The 20,248-nt window shown below is 42.9% G+C and carries 18 protein-coding genes and 1 pseudogene; 7 read left to right on the top strand and 12 right to left on the bottom strand.

Annotation, left to right across the window (positions count from 1 at the left end):
• Positions 1 to 433 precede the first annotated feature (433 nt).
• The 3 genes from AACT52_RS37460 to AACT52_RS37450 all read right to left on the bottom strand — a co-directional run bounded on the left by AACT52_RS37460 (position 434) and on the right by AACT52_RS37450 (position 3,971).
• Entirely contained in the window at positions 434 to 2,083 is a 1,650-nt protein-coding gene (locus AACT52_RS37460) for a CARDB domain-containing protein (RefSeq protein ID WP_073635323.1), read from the bottom strand.
• A 260-nt stretch (positions 2,084 to 2,343) separates the two neighbouring features.
• Positions 2,344 to 3,474, bottom strand: coding sequence for an FAD-dependent oxidoreductase (locus AACT52_RS37455; protein ID WP_073635322.1), 1,131 nt, complete (start codon positions 3,472 to 3,474; stop codon positions 2,344 to 2,346).
• A gap of 230 nt (positions 3,475 to 3,704) precedes the next feature.
• Positions 3,705 to 3,971 carry a hypothetical protein gene (locus tag AACT52_RS37450; RefSeq protein ID WP_073635321.1) on the bottom strand — a complete coding sequence of 89 codons (267 nt, stop codon included), beginning with the start codon at positions 3,969 to 3,971 and terminating at the stop codon, positions 3,705 to 3,707.
• A gap of 664 nt (positions 3,972 to 4,635) precedes the next feature.
• Between AACT52_RS37450 and AACT52_RS37445 the strand changes: the two genes are divergently transcribed.
• The gene (locus tag AACT52_RS37445; RefSeq protein ID WP_073635320.1) at positions 4,636 to 5,583 is read left to right on the top strand and encodes a DMT family transporter; all 948 of its coding nucleotides are present in this window, start codon (positions 4,636 to 4,638) and stop codon (positions 5,581 to 5,583) included.
• 368 nt (positions 5,584 to 5,951) lie between these two features.
• On the opposite strand, the gene AACT52_RS37440 is transcribed toward AACT52_RS37445, so the two are convergent.
• The 3 genes from AACT52_RS37440 to AACT52_RS37430 all read right to left on the bottom strand — a co-directional run bounded on the left by AACT52_RS37440 (position 5,952) and on the right by AACT52_RS37430 (position 10,213).
• Positions 5,952 to 7,607, bottom strand: coding sequence for an alpha-keto acid decarboxylase family protein (locus AACT52_RS37440; protein ID WP_073635319.1), 1,656 nt, complete (start codon positions 7,605 to 7,607; stop codon positions 5,952 to 5,954).
• A gap of 509 nt (positions 7,608 to 8,116) precedes the next feature.
• Positions 8,117 to 9,742, bottom strand: coding sequence for a uroporphyrinogen-III C-methyltransferase (cobA, locus tag AACT52_RS37435; protein WP_073635318.1), 1,626 nt, complete (start codon positions 9,740 to 9,742; stop codon positions 8,117 to 8,119).
• A gap of 3 nt (positions 9,743 to 9,745) precedes the next feature.
• Complete coding sequence (locus AACT52_RS37430) at positions 9,746 to 10,213, bottom strand: tetratricopeptide repeat protein (protein ID WP_073635317.1); 468 nt, start codon at positions 10,211 to 10,213, stop codon at positions 9,746 to 9,748.
• Positions 10,214 to 10,353: 140 nt separating this feature from the next.
• Here AACT52_RS37430 and AACT52_RS37425 point away from each other — a divergent pair, with 140 nt between their 5' ends.
• Both AACT52_RS37425 and AACT52_RS37420 read left to right on the top strand, forming a co-directional pair.
• The gene (locus AACT52_RS37425) at positions 10,354 to 11,592 is read left to right on the top strand and encodes an RNA-guided endonuclease InsQ/TnpB family protein (protein ID WP_073635316.1); all 1,239 of its coding nucleotides are present in this window, start codon (positions 10,354 to 10,356) and stop codon (positions 11,590 to 11,592) included.
• Positions 11,593 to 11,627: 35 nt separating this feature from the next.
• Positions 11,628 to 11,978, top strand: a complete 351-nt coding sequence (locus AACT52_RS37420; RefSeq protein ID WP_073635315.1) for a XisI protein — start codon at positions 11,628 to 11,630, stop codon at positions 11,976 to 11,978.
• A 169-nt stretch (positions 11,979 to 12,147) separates the two neighbouring features.
• On the opposite strand, the gene AACT52_RS37415 is transcribed toward AACT52_RS37420, so the two are convergent.
• On the bottom strand, positions 12,148 to 13,113 hold the full coding sequence (locus tag AACT52_RS37415) for a homogentisate phytyltransferase (RefSeq protein WP_073635314.1): 966 nt from the start codon (positions 13,111 to 13,113) through the stop codon (positions 12,148 to 12,150).
• Positions 13,114 to 13,182: 69 nt separating this feature from the next.
• Entirely contained in the window at positions 13,183 to 14,025 is an 843-nt protein-coding gene (locus AACT52_RS37410; protein WP_073635313.1) for a methyltransferase domain-containing protein, read from the bottom strand.
• A 150-nt stretch (positions 14,026 to 14,175) separates the two neighbouring features.
• Between AACT52_RS37410 and AACT52_RS37405 the strand changes: the two genes are divergently transcribed.
• Positions 14,176 to 15,510: a TrkH family potassium uptake protein gene (locus tag AACT52_RS37405; protein ID WP_073635312.1), complete on the top strand. Its 1,335-nt coding sequence runs from the start codon at positions 14,176 to 14,178 to the stop codon at positions 15,508 to 15,510.
• Positions 15,511 to 15,689: 179 nt separating this feature from the next.
• Entirely contained in the window at positions 15,690 to 16,385 is a 696-nt protein-coding gene (locus AACT52_RS37400) for a potassium channel family protein (protein WP_073635340.1), read from the top strand.
• Between the two features lie 79 nt (positions 16,386 to 16,464).
• Here AACT52_RS37400 and queA read toward each other — a convergent pair whose 3' ends face one another.
• A complete protein-coding gene (queA, locus tag AACT52_RS37395) occupies positions 16,465 to 17,655 on the bottom strand; it encodes a tRNA preQ1(34) S-adenosylmethionine ribosyltransferase-isomerase QueA (RefSeq protein WP_073635311.1) in 1,191 nt (396 codons plus the stop codon).
• 240 nt (positions 17,656 to 17,895) lie between these two features.
• Here queA and AACT52_RS37390 point away from each other — a divergent pair, with 240 nt between their 5' ends.
• Positions 17,896 to 18,285 carry a hypothetical protein gene (locus AACT52_RS37390; protein WP_073635310.1) on the top strand — a complete coding sequence of 130 codons (390 nt, stop codon included), beginning with the start codon at positions 17,896 to 17,898 and terminating at the stop codon, positions 18,283 to 18,285.
• A gap of 98 nt (positions 18,286 to 18,383) precedes the next feature.
• Here AACT52_RS37390 and AACT52_RS37385 read toward each other — a convergent pair whose 3' ends face one another.
• Complete coding sequence (locus AACT52_RS37385) at positions 18,384 to 18,656, bottom strand: hypothetical protein (RefSeq protein WP_143172963.1); 273 nt, start codon at positions 18,654 to 18,656, stop codon at positions 18,384 to 18,386.
• Entirely contained in the window at positions 18,646 to 19,152 is a 507-nt protein-coding gene (locus tag AACT52_RS37380; protein ID WP_073635309.1) for a YraN family protein, read from the bottom strand. The genes AACT52_RS37385 and AACT52_RS37380 overlap by 11 nt, the downstream gene beginning before the upstream one ends.
• A 14-nt stretch (positions 19,153 to 19,166) precedes the next feature.
• Between AACT52_RS37380 and AACT52_RS37375 the strand changes: the two genes are divergently transcribed.
• Positions 19,167 to 19,682 carry a pentapeptide repeat-containing protein gene (locus tag AACT52_RS37375; protein ID WP_073635308.1) on the top strand — a complete coding sequence of 172 codons (516 nt, stop codon included), beginning with the start codon at positions 19,167 to 19,169 and terminating at the stop codon, positions 19,680 to 19,682.
• Positions 19,683 to 19,936: 254 nt separating this feature from the next.
• Here the strand turns inward: AACT52_RS37375 and AACT52_RS37370 are convergent.
• A pseudogene (locus AACT52_RS37370) lies at positions 19,937 to 20,194 on the bottom strand (glycosyltransferase); the annotation flags it as partial.
• Positions 20,195 to 20,248: the final 54 nt, after the last annotated feature.

The raw sequence follows: 20,248 nt of genomic DNA, 5'->3' as shown, positions 1-20,248 counted from the left end.
GAAGTCGGGGGAAGCATCATAAATTGCAATGCTTTGACATCCTCTCCCGCCTGAAGTCGGGAGATTCCCGAAACAGATGGATAGGTTCCTAATTCATCGACCCAGCTTACTATCAATTGTCCTTTCGGCTTCGCTAATTACGATCAACTTGTTTTTCCGCTTTTATCGCGCTAGTGCGTTGAAAAAGTAGTTGACACTCTCCGCCCTATAAGGACGGAGAGTGTCAAATCTGCGCTACCGCCAGCATGAAATGATAGTAGAATATTGCATCTGGGAGAAAAGTAGCGATCTGCCGTTCGCGTTCGCGGAGCGTGCGCTTTGCGCTCAGCGTGTCCGTAAGGACTCAGGGACTAACGCGAGTGCGTGCGCTTTGCGCTTAGGCAGCAGCGAAGCGATCGCCGAATTCGTGGGGATTTTGTTCAAAAAAGATTCGTTAAATGATGTTGGCTGTATTTAACGCGTTCAAGCTGTCCGTTGGCAACAAGGCATTTTGGACTACATCTTCGCCTAGCATTTCTCCCAGTCCAAAAGATACTTCATGAGTGAATCGATAGTGAAGCCCTGCGTAGATGCGGCTTAAAGAAGCTTCTAAACCGGCTTCGTAGAAACTATCATATGAGCGGACAACACCAGGTAGTTCTGACGAAGTCGTACTAAAGCTGTAATCTTCACCAAAAAAGTCTTCTAAAACTGCGACGGCAGCCCCGGCAACAATCGAGTGCCCTCCTATATACTCGGGAGTAGATGAAAGGTTGATCAGTGATATCCAGTCCGGATCGGCAACTGTGTCTGGATTGCCATCAGTGTCAGCTTCCCTAATGGCAGTAATCGGTCGCCAGAAATTATGGAAGTACTTGGAATCGATCACAGTAATGCCTGCGTCAGCCTGTGCTAAGTTTAGCAACGCAAAAAACCGAGCGTTTTCGACCAACGTATTCCCCTCTTTCAGGGCTATTTCTTCCCCAATCTTGTTCCAGAAACCCTGAATACTGAAGGAGTATGGGTGGTCAAAAGACCAAAACTTAGCAATTTCTGTTTGTTCTGGTGTGCGCGTTAAGCTATTGAGGCTGCCCAAAGACTTGACTTCATTAAGGTTCTGTGCATATAACTCACTAGTCAAATCAGGAGGACCATCCGTCCGATAGTCCAAAACTGAGGGGATGACAAAGGGAGTGACTTCGCCCCAATTTGTAAATCTTGCAGGCAGGTAGTTAGGAAAAGTTGGTCGCCACTCACCTGGTTGATCGCCTGGTATGTAGTCCTGCTGGGAATTAGACGAACCATCTTGGCTACGAGCAGCGAGGAGCTGATCGGCAACAAATTGTCCTAGAACAACGCCTTTATCCTCAGCCAAACCATCAGGAATTGCCGCCAGTGACTTACTTAGCTGCTGGTTCAACTCGACAGCTTGCTGTGGGTACAAATTGAGTAGTACACGATGTGCGGCAGCAGCAGCAGCAGCCTCTGGCGATGCCCCTTTTGCTTCTTTTGGCTCTACTTCTACCAGATAAGGCATGTAGCTTCGATCAATCGCGTTCACAGCGTCGTACACTGCCGCGTGCATAATAGCTAAATTGCGTGCTAAAACTGGCGGAAACAGCCGCTCAGTGTCGGCGGCGAGGTTCAAAGCTACTGCATTCCAAGTGATGATGACATCGCTATCTTCTGCAGAAACTTGCGTGCTAGCTAAATTGTTTTCTTCATTGCTTTCAACAACGGTGTTAGCAGGGTCAACTTGTGCAATCAGATGGTAAGAACCGGGCGCTACTACAGAGGGAACACGGAGCCTGGAATCGGCAAAATTTAGAGTAATGGTTTCCGACTCACCTGACCCCAAGCTTATATCTGGTTGAATAAAGCCTAACAGTTCATCTCTACCCTGTTGGGTACCAGAGTTCAGAGGTAGTTCAAGAACTGAGTTTGTTGATGCATACAGGTTCACACCGAAACGACCCTCGACACGCTCTTCACCTTGATTTGCGATCGTAATCTCCACTTCTCCTCTGTCGTCAGGAAGGCTTGTGATTTCCCTAATGTCACCAAACTGTATTACCAAATCCGCAAAAGATCCCGCTGTAGTCATAGAGGCTTTATTCCTTTACAAATGATGTGCTGATGTTCCCACAAAAAGCAGAAAATTTAATAGCTTTTTACAAGCATCTGATTTTTACAGACATAACTAAAATTATTTATGTCGGAAAAATTATGTCGGAAAAATTTTTCTAACTACTAGGCAAAAAATGCTTTGGTCTATGACAACCCCTAATCCTGGTCTGGTAAATGTATAGTAAGTGAATATACCACAAGGAAGCATAGGAGTGCGATCGCCCATTACAACACCTTTTAAACTATGGAGCATTTCAGCCTTTGTTGTACTAGTTCGTTCGCTATTTCTACGACATCCATTGCGCACCCCCATGACAAAGTCACACCCGCACCGCCATGTCCATAGTTATGAATGATGCTTGTGTCTTGTTCTCTTTCCAAACGGACATTCTGCCTTCTAAAAGGACGCAAACCTGCACGAACAGGCTCATTAAAATCAATTTGGGCATCTTTTAGCGCTGGCATAAACTCAACACATCGCCTCAGCATATCCCTTACTGGATCGTAATTTTCTAAGTTAATATTCAAATCCCATTTATCTGGTTCTACCAAACCTCCAAGAAGGAGGATGTTATCTCCTTTTGGCACTATGTAAATCATGTCCTCGTCGGAGGATTCTTCGTGGGATAACCAATGAGCGTTGGTGATTCGAGGTATCGTTTTGCCATCGTTGTAAACACGAATCCATGCTCCTCTAAGAGGATACATATCTTCATTAGTAAGTTCTATAGCTCCCAGACCTGCACAGTTGACAATCACGTCAACATCAAAGTCTTTTTTGAGCTTTTCTTCTTCATCTTTTAAATTGCCAGATATTTTCCTGGTTAACACCTGACCATCAGCTTGCTGAACTTCTTTAAGCAACCAGCCCATGAAAATATCCATATCAATCATGGGCGCAAGATGTGAATAAGCGTCTAGTAAACCTATCTCAGTATTGATTTGATTTTCTGTTATCAAAGCAGGAGTATGCACAAAATCATAAACTTTATCTTGCAGTTCGTTCGTTCTCGATTGAGCACTAGGATTATCCTTGACCAAATGCTTAAAATAAACCACTACAGGTCGCATAAAAACACCTGTTTCTGGCGAGGAGGCAAGATTAGCAAAATAATCGTAGGAAGCCATGCACCATTTCTTGGAGCGTGTGAGCGAGATTTGGTCGTGATCATCTTCACCTAGCGCTGGAGGCGGCCATTGCCACAAAGCTGCTGCGACAACTGAAGTTATTTCTGGAGCAAAATTAGATGCTACCAGTGTTACCTTAAATCCATTTCTTTGCAAACAAAGCGATGTCACGAGACCACTTACACCCGCACCAATAACAAGTACTCTGCCTTTATATTTTTGATGACTCTCAATTGTCATTTTTTTTCCTAAATTTATTGTCTTGCCAAAACTTCAATCATGCTTTGAAAAACTTTAGTAGTAAATCTGATATGATAATTAGTTAAGTTTTACAAATTAGGTCAAAAAATAGCGTGGAGGTAAAAAATCAAAAATTAGAAATTGTTTGCTATGGTTAGAGTATTAAAAATTCTAAATTACTTACTTCTATCACTAGGTAGAGTTTCTGCCCTCAGTTCGGGTGCTTTTAGTTACTCATAGTTTGTGAGTAAATAGGTTACGCGTGAACGAGGGCGTGAATTGCAGCGAAGATTTTGTGCAATCGCCTTCACAAATTCGTCACACTTAAGTGGTATAGCTTCAAATCTATCTACCAACCCCATGTAATTGACCTCTGGTCCGAAATAGGCGAGATACCAAGGTAAGGCGTCGGCGGCATTCCAGTTACTCAAGATTGTGTCAAAACCGCCCGCATAGCCCATGAATTCGTAGGCTTCGTTGCTGATCACATTGAGCACATTCCGAAACCTCACACTGTGCAAGCTCTTTGGGCATACCCGGTGGCACAAGCGACAATAAACGCCCACCTTCGGCGATCGCTTTGCAAGGGACACGCCGATTTTCAGTTTGCCTGTTGGACTTCTTTAGCCTCTGCTTTGAGGACGGGAGCATGTACTTAGGTCACACTGCATTAGGCGTCAAGCACTGTACATTCTGCAAACACCACCGCCAACAATAGCAACATCCAACTTGATCGCTCTTCAGTGTATTATCTGTTGTTAGTTTCCATAAATTGGTGTCGTCAGCAACAAAGCCAACGCAATTATTAAGGTTTTGTGTAACTCCTGCTACCAGTATCCTTCATCTATCTTAAATATGATTAACAGTGTATAAATAATCTCCTTTTAAACTGATTTAGAAATATAATTTTTGTTAAAAAATAGACAACAGAGTCAAAAGTATGGCAAGGCCAAATTAAGTCCTGCGGTCAAGCACAACGATATCCGGGAGCGTCCAAGGTAATGTTCACGCTCAGTACTCTCCCAGATAGTTAAGTTCTCCACGGAGTCGTAGAGAATTTTTGAGTAAAATTACTTATTGACGCAGTGGTTAATTTAACTTCTGATGAATGATCCAAGGTAACTTTTAAGCGAAACAACATCAACTTCATTAACCCTAATTATGCTCAATCAAGCAGAATTCCCACAGCAACAAACAAAGCCAACACTTGATTTGATTAATTTAACCGTATTATTTATAGCAGTATTGATTTTATCCTTCGCTGCAATCTTTATCAAATTGAGCGAAAACGAACTTGGTCCAAATGCCACAATCTTTAATCGCCTTTGGATAGCGAGTTTAACACTGTTGATGTGGAAAGGGATCAACAGGGCACGCAACACAAGACCCCACGACTCTGAAGTGCAACCAAAGTCATGGACAATTCGCGATCTAGCCCTCTTTGTGGTAGCATGTGGTATTTCTGCGCTGTGCTTACTCTCTTGGGCTTGGTCTCTGACTCAGACCAGTGTTTCCAACTCAAATTTATTACATAATCTCACCCCAGTTTTCGCTACCATAGGAGACTGCCTATTTTTGGGTCGTTACTTTGATGGCAAATTTCTGATTGGCTTAGCACTAGCATCAGGGGGAGCGATCGCCGTTGGAGTTGAAGATTTGCAAGTGTCTCCCGAACACTTCATTGGTGATGCTGTTGCTTTACTCTCTGCTGTGTTCTATGCTGGAAGCTTTCTGATTAGCGAACAGCTACTAAAGAAGTTTTCAGTGACAACTATACTCCTGTGTAATTGCGCTGTTGGCTGTTTGTTGACCCTCCCAATTGTCCTACTAAACGAAAATAAAGTTTTCCCCAATTCTGGTTTGGGATGGCTAGCAGTCATCGGTCTAGGTGTTCTCTGCCAAGTGATAGGTCAGGGAATTATAACTTATAGCCTGAAAAATTTTTCTGCAGGATTTGTTTCGCTTTTCTTGCTGTTGGAGCCAATTATAACTGCAATCTTTGCCTGGGAAATCTTTGGAGAAAGGTTAAGTATCCTCAACTGGGTAGCTTTTTTCGTGGTTTTGGCTGGCATATACCTAGCAAAATCAGGTAAAGGAGCTGAGCAGTAATGGGTCAAGAACCCACGGCAGACATGCCGTGGGCTTCAGGCTACTAAGTCCCAAAAGCCCTAGTTGACCAGACTACCATTTAGGGCAAGGGAGCGGAATTTATAGCGGTAAGAACCCGGAGTAAGGTACACAAAGAAATAATGAACCACAGATGGACACAGATGGACACAGATAAATAATTACTTCATTCAATTGAATTGCGCTATATCATCCTCAGTCTTGACCCAACATTTCTGGCTGGTCTGGCTGCTGAATCTTCAAAAGAGAATGGTGTTCATTCAGACATGATATTATTCAAGCTATGGCGATCGCTCTTAAGGCAGAACTAATTCGTAACTACTATCTACCCATTTCAGGGACGGGTAGATTTACTGATCCAACATTTTTAAGAGAACTTCTGGGCTGTCCATTTTGTCCATCACCACCTCAATGAAGGCAAGTTTGTCCCTAGATTGTTCGGCTTGTTGCAGTGCTGACTCTAACTCTGACTCGGTCTTTACCTTAATGCCCCAGCCATTGTTAGCAAAAACTTCATGGAGCTTGTGATATTTCCACGGCTGGATGTCATTGTATGGCATCTTCTCACCGTGGATATCACGCTCTATTGTGTATCCATCATTGTTGATCAGAAAAATAATTGGCTTGAGGTCGTAGCGTAATATCGTTGACAATTCTTGTGCCGTCATTTGAAACGATCCGTCACCAACTAGTAGGATAGACCGTCTTGAGGGAGCCGCACAAGCACACCCGAGCAGAGAGCCTACTGAGTAGCCAATAGAACCCCAAAGTACTTGTCCAACGAAGGTGGTTCCCTTTGGCAAAGGAACTACTGCGGCTGCAAACAAACAGGTTCCAGTCTCGGCTACCACAATGTCATTTTCTCTGAGGAAATGAGCCAGTCTGTACCAAAAACGCTGCTGTGTAATAGCTGCTGTTGAGTTGGGTTGTCCGGGAGTCATGAAGCCAGCATCCAAATTCTCCCTCTTCGGCTTTAAGTCCAGCGTTTTGGCATCGCGGTGCTTCAGGTGTTTGCTTAAAGCAGGTAGAAAATCCCCCATCGCCACGTTGTTATACAGCGCACGCTTAATTTTCAGATACTGCCCATGCACTTCAATCGTTCGACCTGGATCGAGTTTAGCGGAAAACTTCCCTGTGTTGAAATCAGTCATCAAAGCACCGATACTCAATACACAATCTGCTTCTTCAATACGTTTTCGCACATAGTCCTCAGTGGCAACACCGTTATATATACCAATGAATTGGGGATGCGTTTCCTCAAGAAGCCCCTTCCCCATGTTCATCGTGGCATAAGGGTATCCAGTGGCTTCTAGAAGCGATCGCAATTCCTCATGTAGGCGAAGGCGATCCACACCCACATCAGCGAGAATGACTGGTTTAACAGCCTTCTCCAACATCGCCACACTCGCATCAACTGCCTCAGCTAAAGTGGCAGGATCGCTCTTAAAGACAGGGGGTATGAATGAATCTGACGGTGCAGCCACTTCGTGTGATGCAACATCCATGGGTAGGGAGATGTAAACAGGTAACTTCTTGAGAAGGCAGACACCCAGAACTCTGTCAATTTCTGCTGTTGCATTCTCTTGTGTCAAATACGCTTGCGCCTCCGTTACCTTCTCATACATCCGGGCAAACATGGTAAAATTACCAGTGCCAAAAGTATGGTGGACAAGCGCCCCAGATGATTGTTTTTTAGTCGCAGGAGATCCAGTAATTGCTACAACAGGAACGTGTTCAGCGTAAGCGCCAGCAATCCCATTAATGGCGCTGAGTTCACCAACACCAAACGTCGTGACTAACGCTGCAATACCATTAATTCGACCATAGCCATCAGCAGCGTAGGCTGCGTTGAGTTCGTTGCAGGTTGTCACCAACTCAATGCCCGGCTGATTGACAATAGAGTCGAGAAATTCCATATTGTAGTCACCTGCGACACCAAAGATATGCTTGACACCAATCTGCTTCAGACGAAGCAGCAGATAGTCACCAACAGTACAGTTTGTCATTTTTTTAGCTTCAATTTATCGTCTTAGGAATACACATATTTTCTATAAAGTCCACTAGTTCAGACTTTTTTAGCAAACGCGGCATTTTGAACTGTGACTTGGAAGAACCTTGAGAAATAATTTTGTTTTTTAGTTGATTCAAAGTGTCTATTTTTGAAAACGTGATACTTTAAACAGACTAAACTTTATTAGTATTAGATGCGCTAGCTTATCTACTAAAAAGCAGATGTTGTAGAGAACATTAATTACTTACTTAGATTGATGACGGCACACCGTTGCTAGCTCATCCAGGAAGAGTTTTAGGCTCCACAGTGATGAAATGTTTGGTCGGTCAGAATATCCGCAACCGAACCAACCAACAGTAAACCAAAAAGTTTTTTCCAAAGGGCATCGCTAACTGAGAGTACAACCAGAACCACCAGCGAAGGCTATAATAAAAGCTTATTAATAACCCGACGATTCAAAAATGTGAAAGTATAGAGGTTCAACGTTATCAAGAATTTTTAATATTAAGAATTCGTCGCCCATTTTATCACTGCTTGAGTCAATCCATCTAAAGTATATTCCTCTGCTTCTACATCTACACGTCCGAATAAAGAACGACAAGTTTTAGAAGTTTGGGGACCAATGGAAGCAATACAAGCTCCCTTCAACGCATCAGCAACCAGAGATGATTGATTGTCTTGAGTATTTTCAGAAAAGATCTTTTCTGCTAGTTGATAAAAAAATTGCACAGTTTTGGAACTAGCAAAGGTAATAACATCCACATTTCCACTTTGAAGAGCTAATTCTGCTGAAGGAGGTACACTTTTGGGACAGCAAGATTGATAAGCCGCCACTTCTATAACTTCTGCTTTCTTGGTGGTTAATTCTTTCACCAAAACTTCCCGTCCGCCGCTTTCTACTCTGGGAAACAAAACCTTTTTACCTGTGAGTTCTTCGGGAAAGTTTTCCACCAACGAGTCGGCGACAAAGTTGGGAGGAATAAAATCTGGTTGCAGACAGCGTTGATTGAGACTTTTGGCTGTTTTCTCACCGACAACGGCAATTTTGATTTCAGCCAAAGCGCGAGCATCTTTACCCTGTGCGAACAGTCTTTCAAAAAAGTAATCTACGCCGTTGGTGGAAGTGAGAATTAACCAGTGAAAATTGGATAAATTGGCGATCGCATTATCCAAACCTTCCCAACTCGAAGGCGGACAAATTTCCAACGTTGGCATTTCAATGACAGTTGCGCCTGATGCAGTCAGAAGTTCCGTAAATTGGCTTGACTGTCCAGCTGCGCGTGTCACCAAAATTGTTTTATTGGATAAGGGAAGTTGGGTAGATGGGGTAGATGAGGGTTGGGTAGTGGACATGGTTTTGGGGTGCAAAGCGTTATCTACTGAGAAATCCGCTAATGATATTTTCTCAGGTTGTAGATAACTGCGTAATCCCACAACCTCGCCAATTACAATAACCACTGGCGACAACGACACACCAGATGTTTGCTCAAGTATATTGTCTAAAGTGCCTGTCCAAATTTCTTGTTGCCCAGTTCCTGCCCATCGGATAATGGCAATGGGTGTTGAGCGCGATCGCCCTTGTCGCAGCAGCCGATATAAAATCTCAGCCAGATGCTGTCCGCCCATTAAAATAACTAATGTCTCCAACCGTGACAGCGCTTCCCAATCCAAAGCATCTGGTTCGTGAGCTGTAAACACAGCAAAACAACGACTCATGACTGGATCTGTCAGAGGAATTCCTGCAAACAACGGCGCTGCTAGCGCTGAGGAAATTCCTGGTACAACTTCAAAATCGCAACCAGCAGCTTTCAACGCTTCGATTTCAGAAGTGCTGCGACCAAAAATAAATGGATCACCAGACTTCAGGCGAACAACTTGTTTTCCCTGCTGACAATACTTTACCAGTAACTTGTTAATTTCAGCTTGGGGCGTACTAGGTTGACCACCGCGTTTTCCTACATTGATCTTCAAACAATCAGGCGGTATGCATTGCAACAACTGGCCATCAACTAAGGCATCGTAAACCAAAACTTCAGCATTCGATAGAAGTTTATGAGCTTTTAGCGTCAGGTATGCTATATCTCCAGGTCCAGCACCTACGAGGTAGACTTTGCCCAATTGTTCAGCCATGATTTACGAATTATTTTTACTGATTTTTTGAAGAATACGATTAATTTGTTCTGCTTTTTCCGCTTGACGCTGTGCTTGGCATAAATCTCTAGCTTTTTCTAAATTAGAAATTGCTTCTGCTTTCTTTTCTTGGCGCATGAAAGCATTCGAGAGACGCAAATAAGCATCAACTTTTTTAGGAGCGCGATTAATCACTTCTTGAAACTGTTGGATTGCTTCTTCTAGTTTACCTTGCTGCATCAAAGTATCTCCTAGCAACAAGTGAACAACATCATTTGTAGAATTCAGAGAAATCATTTGACGAAAAGCGGCTTCTGCATCTTTATAATTTTCTTGCTTATAAAGATTCACTCCTTTTTGATAAAGATTTGACGTAATCAAAGTTTTCCAAGAAAAATAGCCAAGGATGGCAATACTAGAAATGACAGCAGTTATGGCAATAATATAACTTGGTTGAAAGTTGTCAAACATTGTGTTGAAAGTTCATTTAGAAAATGGATTGTGAAGAAGAATGTAGAACTCCGCAGCTAGGAACGTGCTTCCTTTTTTTTGGTCATGCCTTAAGTCTTTATGTTATCATGAATCTGTAAACACGGTAATAGGTCGATGCCATGTACAGAGCAGTTAAAGTTAGAATCTACCCCACTGATGAGCAAGAGTCTTATCTAGCTCAATGTTTCGGTAATACTCGATGGTTGTGGAATTATATGCTTAATGCAACAACCTCTGCGTACAAAGAAACAGGCAAGGGGCTTTCTAAAGCTGCAATGGATAAGTTGTTGCCGGGATTAAAAAAGGAGTATGAATGGTTAGGTCTTGCCTATAGTCAAGTATTGCAACGAGTAACCTTTAATCTCTCAAGCGCGTTTGTTAATTTTTTTGAGGGACGCGCTAAATATCCCAATTTCAAATCCAAGCATGGTAAACAATCTATCCAATATCCTCAAAATGTGAAACTAATACCACAGGATTCTGTGATTAAGTTTCCTGGGATTTTGGGCATAATTAAAGCCGTGTTTCACAAAGAGCTACCAAACGCAAAATTCACGACTGTAACAATATCAAAAAATGCAGATGGTAGATACTACGCTTCTATTGTGTTTAATCAAGAGGACAAACCAGTAGTTGCAGTTAATGAAGCTATTGGTGTTGACCTTGGACTCAAAAACTTTGCGGTAACTTCTGACGGGTCAAAATATGATCTCCCTAAGAAGCAACTAGCTTCTTTAGAGAAGAATAGAAAACGTAAACAAAAGAAGTTATCTAGAAAAACAGACAAAACTTCTAACAAGCGTCGTAAGGCTAAACGCTTAGTTGCAAAAATCTCTAGCAAAATAGCTAGAGTTAGAGAGGATTTTCTACACAAGCTATCTCGCAAAATAGCATACGAAAACCAAGTAATTTGTGTGGAAGACCTGGCAGTTAAGAATATGGTTAAAAATCCTAACTTGGCAAAATCTATAAGTGACCAAGGGTGGGGAATGTTTTTGACTATGCTCAAATACAAAGCAGAAAAATTTGGTCACACATACCAAGAGATAGGGCGTTTCTTCCCATCTTCTCAGCTTTGTAGCGAGACTCTACTCCCAATCCCAATGCTGCGAAATGGTTATGATTCATTGGGTATTAGATTTGTGGATTGCCCGCACTGTCAGAAGCAGCATGATAGGGACATCAACGCTGCAATAAATATCAGAAATGAAGGATTGCGATTATGGGCGTTAGGAACTAGCGCTTCTGCCCAAGGAGGGGATATAAGACCAAAGTCTTCTGGACGTAAAAAATCCACAAAGTCTGAGGCAATCCCCTGTGAGTTGGGAAGCCTACACTGCCCCCAGGGGTCAGTGTAGGTAGTTCACGATGTGCAACGGGAGGTTATTGATCGATGGCTGTAGAGCAATATCGGCAATATATTCGACATCTTCTTTCAGAACGGCAAAAGCGGGCTTCGATGCAGCAAAATGCCCAAGAGTATGAAGTGCAGACGATATTTGATGATCAGCAGGATCACTACCAACTACTTTATGTAGGCTGGCGTGGAAATAAACGTGATTTTGGCTGTATTCTGCATCTTGATATTAAAAGTGGGAAAATCTGGATTCAGCATGATGGCACGGAAGAGGGAATTGCCAATCGGTTAGTTGAAATGGGAGTGCCTAAGCAGGATATTATTCTGGCGTTTCATGAACCTTATGTGCGCCAATTTACTGGGTTTGGCACGAGCGAAGCATTATAAGACTTGGTAATTGTAGTTGGCTCATGATTCTTGGTGACAAGTTAAGCTTGTATATCTGTAGTTTCATTTTCATATATTTGACTTTTACCAAAGGTAAAATAAATTGAGATATCGAGTGCGTTAACCCAGTGTAACGCACCTTAAAACAAGTCTAAATTACGGTCAATTTTTAAGCAAAAAGACAAGCTATTGGAAAAATCAGATATTCCAGGAAAAACAGTTTCCAGATGAATTGGTAAAAGCCAGCGATCGCACTTTTGTCTTGCAAGTCCACTTGTCTACTTTGCCACCACATCCAAACCAATGCTACCAGATGAGTACTCACCAAAAAAAGAGAATTCACCTCAGCAAGGCGTAGGCTCCCAACCAAAATCATCCCTACATAGCAGACAGTTAACACCCAAAGAGCAAGATTAAAAACCGCTTGCTTACCGAGTTTGAGCGTGAAAGTTTGTATATTGTACAGCAGGTCTCCTTCCATATCGGGGATATCTTTAAAGATGGCGATCGCGAACGTGAAAACCAAAATAAACAATGTCAGCAACCACACAGCAGACGGAATTGATAGAAACGCTGAATTTTGCGTTTTACCACCAGCAGATAACACCCAATTAAAGTGCAAAAACAACCCTAAATTAACAATTGACCCGCGCACTGAAAAAATACACAGCGCTGCCCAAAAAGGAAACCGCTTCAAGCGAATTGGCGGCAAAGAATAAGCAGTGCCAATCGCCAAACTCATACCCACCATTCCCAACAAAAACGGTCCTTGAAGCCAAGCCAACAGCAACGCCAAAACTCCAGTAATAGCTACAATCAATTTACCTGTAGCTGGAGAAAACTCCCCAGAGGCAAGAGGCAAATGCGGCTTATTAATCTTGTCAATTGCCACATCCTCAAGTTGATTCAGCCCCACAATATAAACATTGCCACATAGACAGGCAATCCACGCTCCCAAAAGAGGGAGTATGGGCGTAGTGGCTTGCGCTTGTACAAGATTGGAAAATAGAGACAGGGCAATCAAATACAACCCCAATACACTCAAACTCGTGCCAATAATCGTGTGAGGACGCGAAAACTTCCAAAAACTATAAAACCAACTCGCCTGAAACCCTGGCTGTGAAACCTGACTCATTATCTCCTCTCTTTGCGCTCTCTGTTGCTTGGTACGGTAGCCTGCGGCACGCCGCTGCGCGGTCTACGTTTATTTATTTCCACACAACAACCCAAACCGAATTAACCCGCGCTCATAACCCTGACGCATCAACCCCAGAGACAGCGCTCCTTGAATTGTGGTCCAACCTGAACACAGCAAACCCCAAATCGCCTTTGGAGAAAACGCTGAATCAATGACTATATCCCAAAACGGAGCAACAGCTTTCGACCAATCAGCAGTGCGAATGTTTTGCAACCCAAGTTGACTGGCGATCGCCTCATACTGCGGCAAAGAAATCACATAAGGCAAGCAATACACTCGATAAATCTCCGCCAAGTGCTTCTCCTCATCCGCTGTAAGTGGTGAATTCTCAATTGGTCGATGACACCAAGTCACCATAATCAACGTTCCACCAGGTTTGAGTACCCGATAGCACTCTTGCATAAACTTGGTTTTATCGGGCATATGCTCACCACTTTCGAGTGACCAAACCAAGTCAAAAGAGTTGTCAGGAAAAGGCATTGCTTGAGCATCAGCGACTTGAAAATGAGTCCTAGAACTCAACCCAAACTCAGAAGCGCGTTCTGTCGCTCTTGCAGCTTGCACCGGACTCAGAGTAATTCCTGTCGCCCTAGCATTAAATTTTCCTGCCAGATACAGAGAACTACCACCAATTCCACAACCCACGTCTAGGATATTTTCAGCTTGCTGTACTCCAGACCACTTGAGCAGTTCCTCGATTAAGTCAATTTGCGCCTGACGGCGGTCTTTTTTCTCCTTGCCATCTGCACCGTAGTAGCCGTGGTGCATATGTTCGCCCCATATTTCCTCCCACAGACTGGAGGAAGCATCGTAAAACTGCTGAATTTGCTGGTAAAGTGTTGCACTCATGAAGAAAGCGGTGTAAAGAAGAAGCAAATTTTAAAAATACATACTGGTAGGCTACCATGTGTGTTTTTAATTAAATAAAGGTGTTTTTGCTTTTAGGTAAGAGAAACCTTAACCCTGTCACAAATTAATGTTAAATTTTTAACCTTAGATATGACTGTATCTCGCACAATTTGCTTAGGATTTATAGCAATGGTCGCTATAGGTACTATCCTGCTGATGATGCCTTTTTCTACCAGTAGCGGTACGTGGAATGACTTAATTGTGGCATTATTCACTTCGACATCAGCAGTTTGTGTCACAGGGTTATCGGTAGTAGATCCTGGGACCTATTTTTCTTTTTGGGGTCAATTATTTATTGCGCTATTAGTACAAATTGGTGGTTTAGGCTATATGACAACCACCACCTTTTTAATTCTGCTTATTGGTCGTAAATTTGACCTAAAACAAAAAATTGCTATTCAACAATCATTAGACCGACCAGGAATGCATGGGAGTACCCAAATTATCCGCTCGATTATTGCAACAACCTTAATATTTGAAATCACAGGAGTCTTTTTACTGTTACCAGCTTTTGTTCCCCAGTATGGATGGGATAAGGGAATTTGGTTAGCTATTTTTCATAGCATTAACTCTTGGAATAATGCAGGTTTTAGTTTGTTTAAAGATAATTTGATTGGATACCAGTCCTCGGTTTTAGTTGTTTTCACAGTGACGGTATTGATTATCTTTGGGGGAATTGGTTACCAGGTCATTTTAGAAACTTACTTTTGGTTACGCGATCGCTTGCTCAAAAAACCTGCCAAGCTAGTATTTTCCCTTGATTTTAAAGTTGCAACAAGCACAACATTAATTCTTTTAATACTTGGGACAATTGCATTTTTCTTTGTAGAGTTAAGAAATCCGGAAACATTTGGATCTCTTAATATTGGTGACAAGTTATTAGTAGCTTGGTTTCAATCAGTGACTCCTAGAACTGCTGGATTTAACACTATTGATATTGGCAAAATGACTACTGCAGGTCTATTTATTACGATTGCATTTATGTTTATAGGTGCAAGCCCAGGCGGTACAGGAGGCGGACTCAAGACGACTACTTTGAGAGTCCTCACCAGTTGCACCAAAGCAATTCTCCAGGGTAAAGAAGAAGTTTTATTATATGATCGCAAAATAGCAATAAATTTAATTTTAAAAGCTGTTGGTGCTTTGATTGGTTCAGTGGCAACCGTAATTGTATCTACTATTTTAATTGCACTGACAGAGCCAGAATTGGAATTTATTCAAATCTTGTTTGAAGTCGTGTCAGCCTTTGCCACAGTAGGTCTTTCCACTGGAATTACGGGGAGTGTGTCTGTAGCCGCAAAGCTGATATTAATTGTGACAATGTATATTGGTAGAGTTGGTATTTTGCTGCTGATGTCAGCTATACTGGGCGATCCACGTCCTACCAGCATTCACTATCCTGAAGAAAACTTACTTGTGGGATAGTCAAGAGTTAGGCAGTGGGGAAGACGAGGAAGAAATAATAACTCATTAGATGCAAGTATACCGAAATGATAAAATATAGAGATCAGGCAAAAAAATTAATTAATTAAATAAAAAATTAATTGATTCGGGAAAACCGAGTTTTTGCCTTAAATAAAACAGTGTTAATAAGGATAACAACTGTGGATTTGGCGTCATTGGGATTTTTTCGCAGTCTGCGTAAAGACAATCACCAGTTTGCTGTGATTGGGTTAGGTCGTTTTGGTCGCTCAGTCTGTTCAACACTGCATAAATTCGGCTATCAAGTGCTGGCTACGGACATCGATGAAAAGCGGGTATCCCAAGCGTTGACTGAGCAGATAACTGCTCATGCTTTGCAACTAGATTCAACGGAACCAGCTGCACTGCGAGAAGCTGGAATTTTTGAATTTGATACAGTCATTGTAGCCATAGGAAATTACGTTCAGGAAAGCATTATCACAACTCTAAATGTGAAGGAAGGTGGTGTCCCCCATGTCGTGGCAAAAGCCTCTAGTGAAGTTCATTGCAAGTTGTTGAGTAAAGTGGGAGCAGATCATGTTGTATTTCCCGAATATGAAGCAGGTAGAGCTCTTGCGCGAACACTCACAAAACCGGCAATTCTAGACCGATTTGACCTTGACCCAGATAACAGTATTGTAGAAATAATCGTGCCAGACGAATTTCACGGCAGAACAATCGCCGAACTACAACTTCGCAACCGCTATGGTTTAAATTTGCTCGCTGTCAGTCAAGATGGGAAATTCCAAATTAATCCTAACCCCAACAAGCTTCTTGAACGTGGTTCAGCCATGGTTGTGATTGGGTGCAATAAAGACATTAATCGCTTACCGATTTGAAACAGATTTAAAACAAATTTAAAACAGATTTAAAACAGATTGTAGTAGGCACTCTTATCGCCTACTACAAACCCATGATTTATTTTCCTACACTCGTTGCTTCTGGCAAAATTAACATTGCATCACCAAACGAGTAAAAGCGGTATCGAGATGCAATGGCTTCTTGATATATTTTTAACAAACGTTGCCGACCAATTAAAGCACTCACCAACATCAGCAAACTAGAACGTGGTAGATGAAAATTGGTAATCAAACCCTCTACGACGCGCCATTGATAGCCTGGGTAAATAAACAAGTTTGTTTTGCCACAAAATGGTTGCAACTCGCCTTTGGCGGCTGCTCCTTCTAATGCCCTTACTACTGTTGTACCCACAGCAATAATTCGACCACCAGATGCCTGAGTTGCACGGATTTGCTCTACCGTTGAGGAAGGTACTTCAATCCATTCTTCATGCATTTTGTGAGTTTTTATGTCCTCCACCTCCACAGGGCGAAATGTCCCCACCCCAACGTGTAATGTTACAAAAGCTTGATGAATTCCGCGATCGCGCAACCGCTCTAGTAATTCTGTTGTAAAATGAAGCCCTGCTGTGGGAGCTGCGACTGCTCCTGGAGTTTTTGCGTAAACCGTCTGATACTGTTCGTTTTGAGCATCAGACGCAGTGATGTAAGGCGGTAGAGGAACTTCTCCAAATACATCCAACAATTCCACTAAGGACATCCCATCTGGCAAATCAAATTGCAACAGACGCCCACCAGTCGCCTCATCTGTTTCTAGAACTGTAGCAGTCAAGTCAGGTGGGGATGAGGAGGATGTTGTTCCCTTCTCTCCCTCATCTCCCCCTACTCCCCTTGGTTCAAAAAGAATCTTTGCTCCCGCTTTAAAACGTTTCCCTGGCTTGACTAGGGCTAACCAACAATTATGCTGGCGTTCCTCTAACAGCAGCACCTCTATCTCCGCGCCAGTGGATTTACGACCATACAGCCGCGCTGCCATGACTTTTGTATTATTCATTACCAGCAAATCTCCTGGATACAGAAGCTCTGGCAAATCTCGGAAAATATGGTGTAGGGGTGCCGCGTCTGTACCTGTAGTAGGAGAATTTACTACCAAAAGCTTGGAACTATCCCTAGGAACCACTGGGTTTTGGGCAATGAGTTCTTGAGGTAATTCATAGTCATACCCAGATAGAGAGATCTCGAATTCCACGTCTTCCTTCTTATGGCTAAATATTGTGTTTAAATTGCTTTTTGCTCGTTGTTGCTGCATTGATATATGAACTTTATCAAATTACCAGGTTTTAGCTGCTGTTGATAGAGAACTATCGGGGATCAACGCTCAATGAGTTTCCGTGGCTTTGATCTGGATGCTGGAAAATAACACGCAAACACCTTTATAAAAATTGGGTAAACCTCCCCATCTAAAAACGGGGGCTTTTACCCTAGCGGGTACAGGGGTCTGTATACGAATAATAAGGATGTACGATTGGCTTTGATCCCAAGCACCAAGATGGAATACTTGTATTACCTGGCAAATGCCAGTCTAACTCTAAGGGTTGTTCAATTTTTGCACGCTAAACCCCAAATACCTGTTTCGTTCCTCACCGTAATTCATCAGATTGATGGTTGGGTGGTTAGGGTCAAACTAAAGCGTCACCTCTCGCCTCAAGAAGAGGGCGACATTCGGGCTTTCTTAAGTGAATTAGGAATTAGCTACGAGCCGCCGATGCGAGTCCAAATGGCACTTTGGAGTTTGGAAGCGGGACAGTGTCCAGTTGACGTCATGCGTCGCTACCAAGTCGCGATTGTCTCTCATGGTAAACCGGAAAAAGAGGAAATAGAGGCGTTCCGGCAACAGTTCGTCAGGGGATTGGGCTATTGTCCAGAAACGCTGGCGTGATACCTTCAAGTTTTAACACCTGCTATGTTAAAGATTATGGTAAGCAGTAATTGATAATTGAGGTATTTTCTCTTTATCGGTTACTGTTTACCTTGGCTCTAAATTAAATAGATATAGACGTGAATCGCTAGTGGAAGCTGTAGCGGTTCTGGTGTTGAGTGCAACACATTAAGAAATAAGAACCACAGATGCACACAGATGTAGACGCCGGAGGCGGTGAGACAGCGCTGCAGGAGGGTTTCCCGACCTAGGCGACTGCGAACCCGAAGGGCTTCCCGGAGGGTAGACAGATAAATAATTACTTCATCCAAAGGAGAAGCGGTATATATTACAGGACAAAACACCGACTCTTTTATTGGTTTAAGTATCAAAAGCCGCTTTGATGTATTCCTGTAATATCAACAGGTGTTCACCCACTGATGAACTGGCTATGGCTTCTTGGGCAATTGTCAGCCCAAGTAACTCTTGTGACGGTTGATAGCATACAATAGCGACATCAAATCGGCAAGGGTAGTCTGCCTTCTCAGGATATTTAGCTAAAAACATCAAGGCTGTATGCCAGAGTTTTGTTTGCTTCTGTTTTGTGAGGGCGTTTCTTCCCCCTGCATCCCAATTTCCTTGGCTACGAGTTTTGACTTCGACAAATGCCAAAACGGGAGATGAGGAAGCTTTCCCCAAGTCTTTTTGTCTGCTTGTGGCTTTGTCTTCTCCTGCTTCCCCATCGTATTCGGCAATGATGTCGATTTCTCCTTGTCGGTAACGCCATCGACGATGCAAAATCACCCAACCATTGGATTGTAACCATTGGGCTACCAGGTCTTCTCCTGCGATACCTATATCGGGATAATGATATGGAGGATGTGCCATTAGCAAAAAGTACGATGAGTAAGTTAAGGTATCAGATGTGCGTAAGCATACTCAATTTATTGCTTTGGGTTGTGATTTGCATCACTGTATCTCTAGGTTTTGCAGGTTTTGCGCCAGAAGCTTTAGCACTTGACTACAACAAAGAAAGTTTGATAGAAGCTGGTTTCTCAGGACGTGATTTAACAGACTCTAGCTTTTCTCATGCTAATCTCCGCAGCAGCAACTTCAGCAACGCTAATTTAAGCGGTGTCAGCTTCTTTGCTGCAAATCTGGAATCAGCAGATCTTGAGGGGGCTAATCTCACAAATGCTACTTTAGACTCGGCTCGTCTCATCAAAGCAAATTTGACAAATGCGGTGTTGGAGGGCGCTTTCGCTGCTAACGCCAAATTTGATGGTGCGATTATTGACGGAGCAGATTTTACTGATGTGCTGCTGCGTAGGGATGAGCAAGATAAATTGTGCAAGGTAGCCAAAGGTACTAACCCAACGACAGGACGTGACACCCGCGATACTTTGTTTTGTCCATAAACAGTAACAAAATTTAATTGTGGGGTTAGAAAACTTAAGCCAAAACCCTTCTAAAATCTCGTTTCCAGGTTCTACCTGGAAATGCAATTTAAGCGGCTCTGCCGCAACTAAGCAAGGCAGAGCCTTCTAATGGTATTCTAAGCCTCTGACTGGGAACAAGGCAATCTCTCAAAGCATTCTCACTTACTGACTTTCATCTTAAGTTGACACCCATGGCTGCGCCCCTACCTTGTGGTGCATACAGCCCAGAATCCCTATAGGTGAGACTGGATCAGCTGCTTAATTTGTTGCACAATGTTGGTGCGATCGTAATGGCGGATCGCCGCTGCACGAGCAGCATCACCTAAGCGCTTGCACAAATCATCATTGCGCAATAGTTCCAAGCATGCTTGGGCAAAAGCTTTGGGACGATCGCGCATCAAAAATTCCTGTCCATCCTTCATTTCCAATCCTTCTGCCCCTATGCTAGTTGCGACAATTGGTTTGCCATAAGCGGCGGCTTCTATCATTTTGACCGGAAAACGAGACGCAAGCCCCTGGCTTTAGACATGGGGATAAGTCGCCAG

It is taken from the genome of Scytonema sp. HK-05 (assembly GCF_963872035.1).
Taxonomy (GTDB): Bacteria; Cyanobacteriota; Cyanobacteriia; order Cyanobacteriales; family Nostocaceae; genus Kalymmatonema.
Note: the sequence above shows the minus strand (reverse complement) of the source record. Positions and strands in the feature narration are given on the sequence as shown.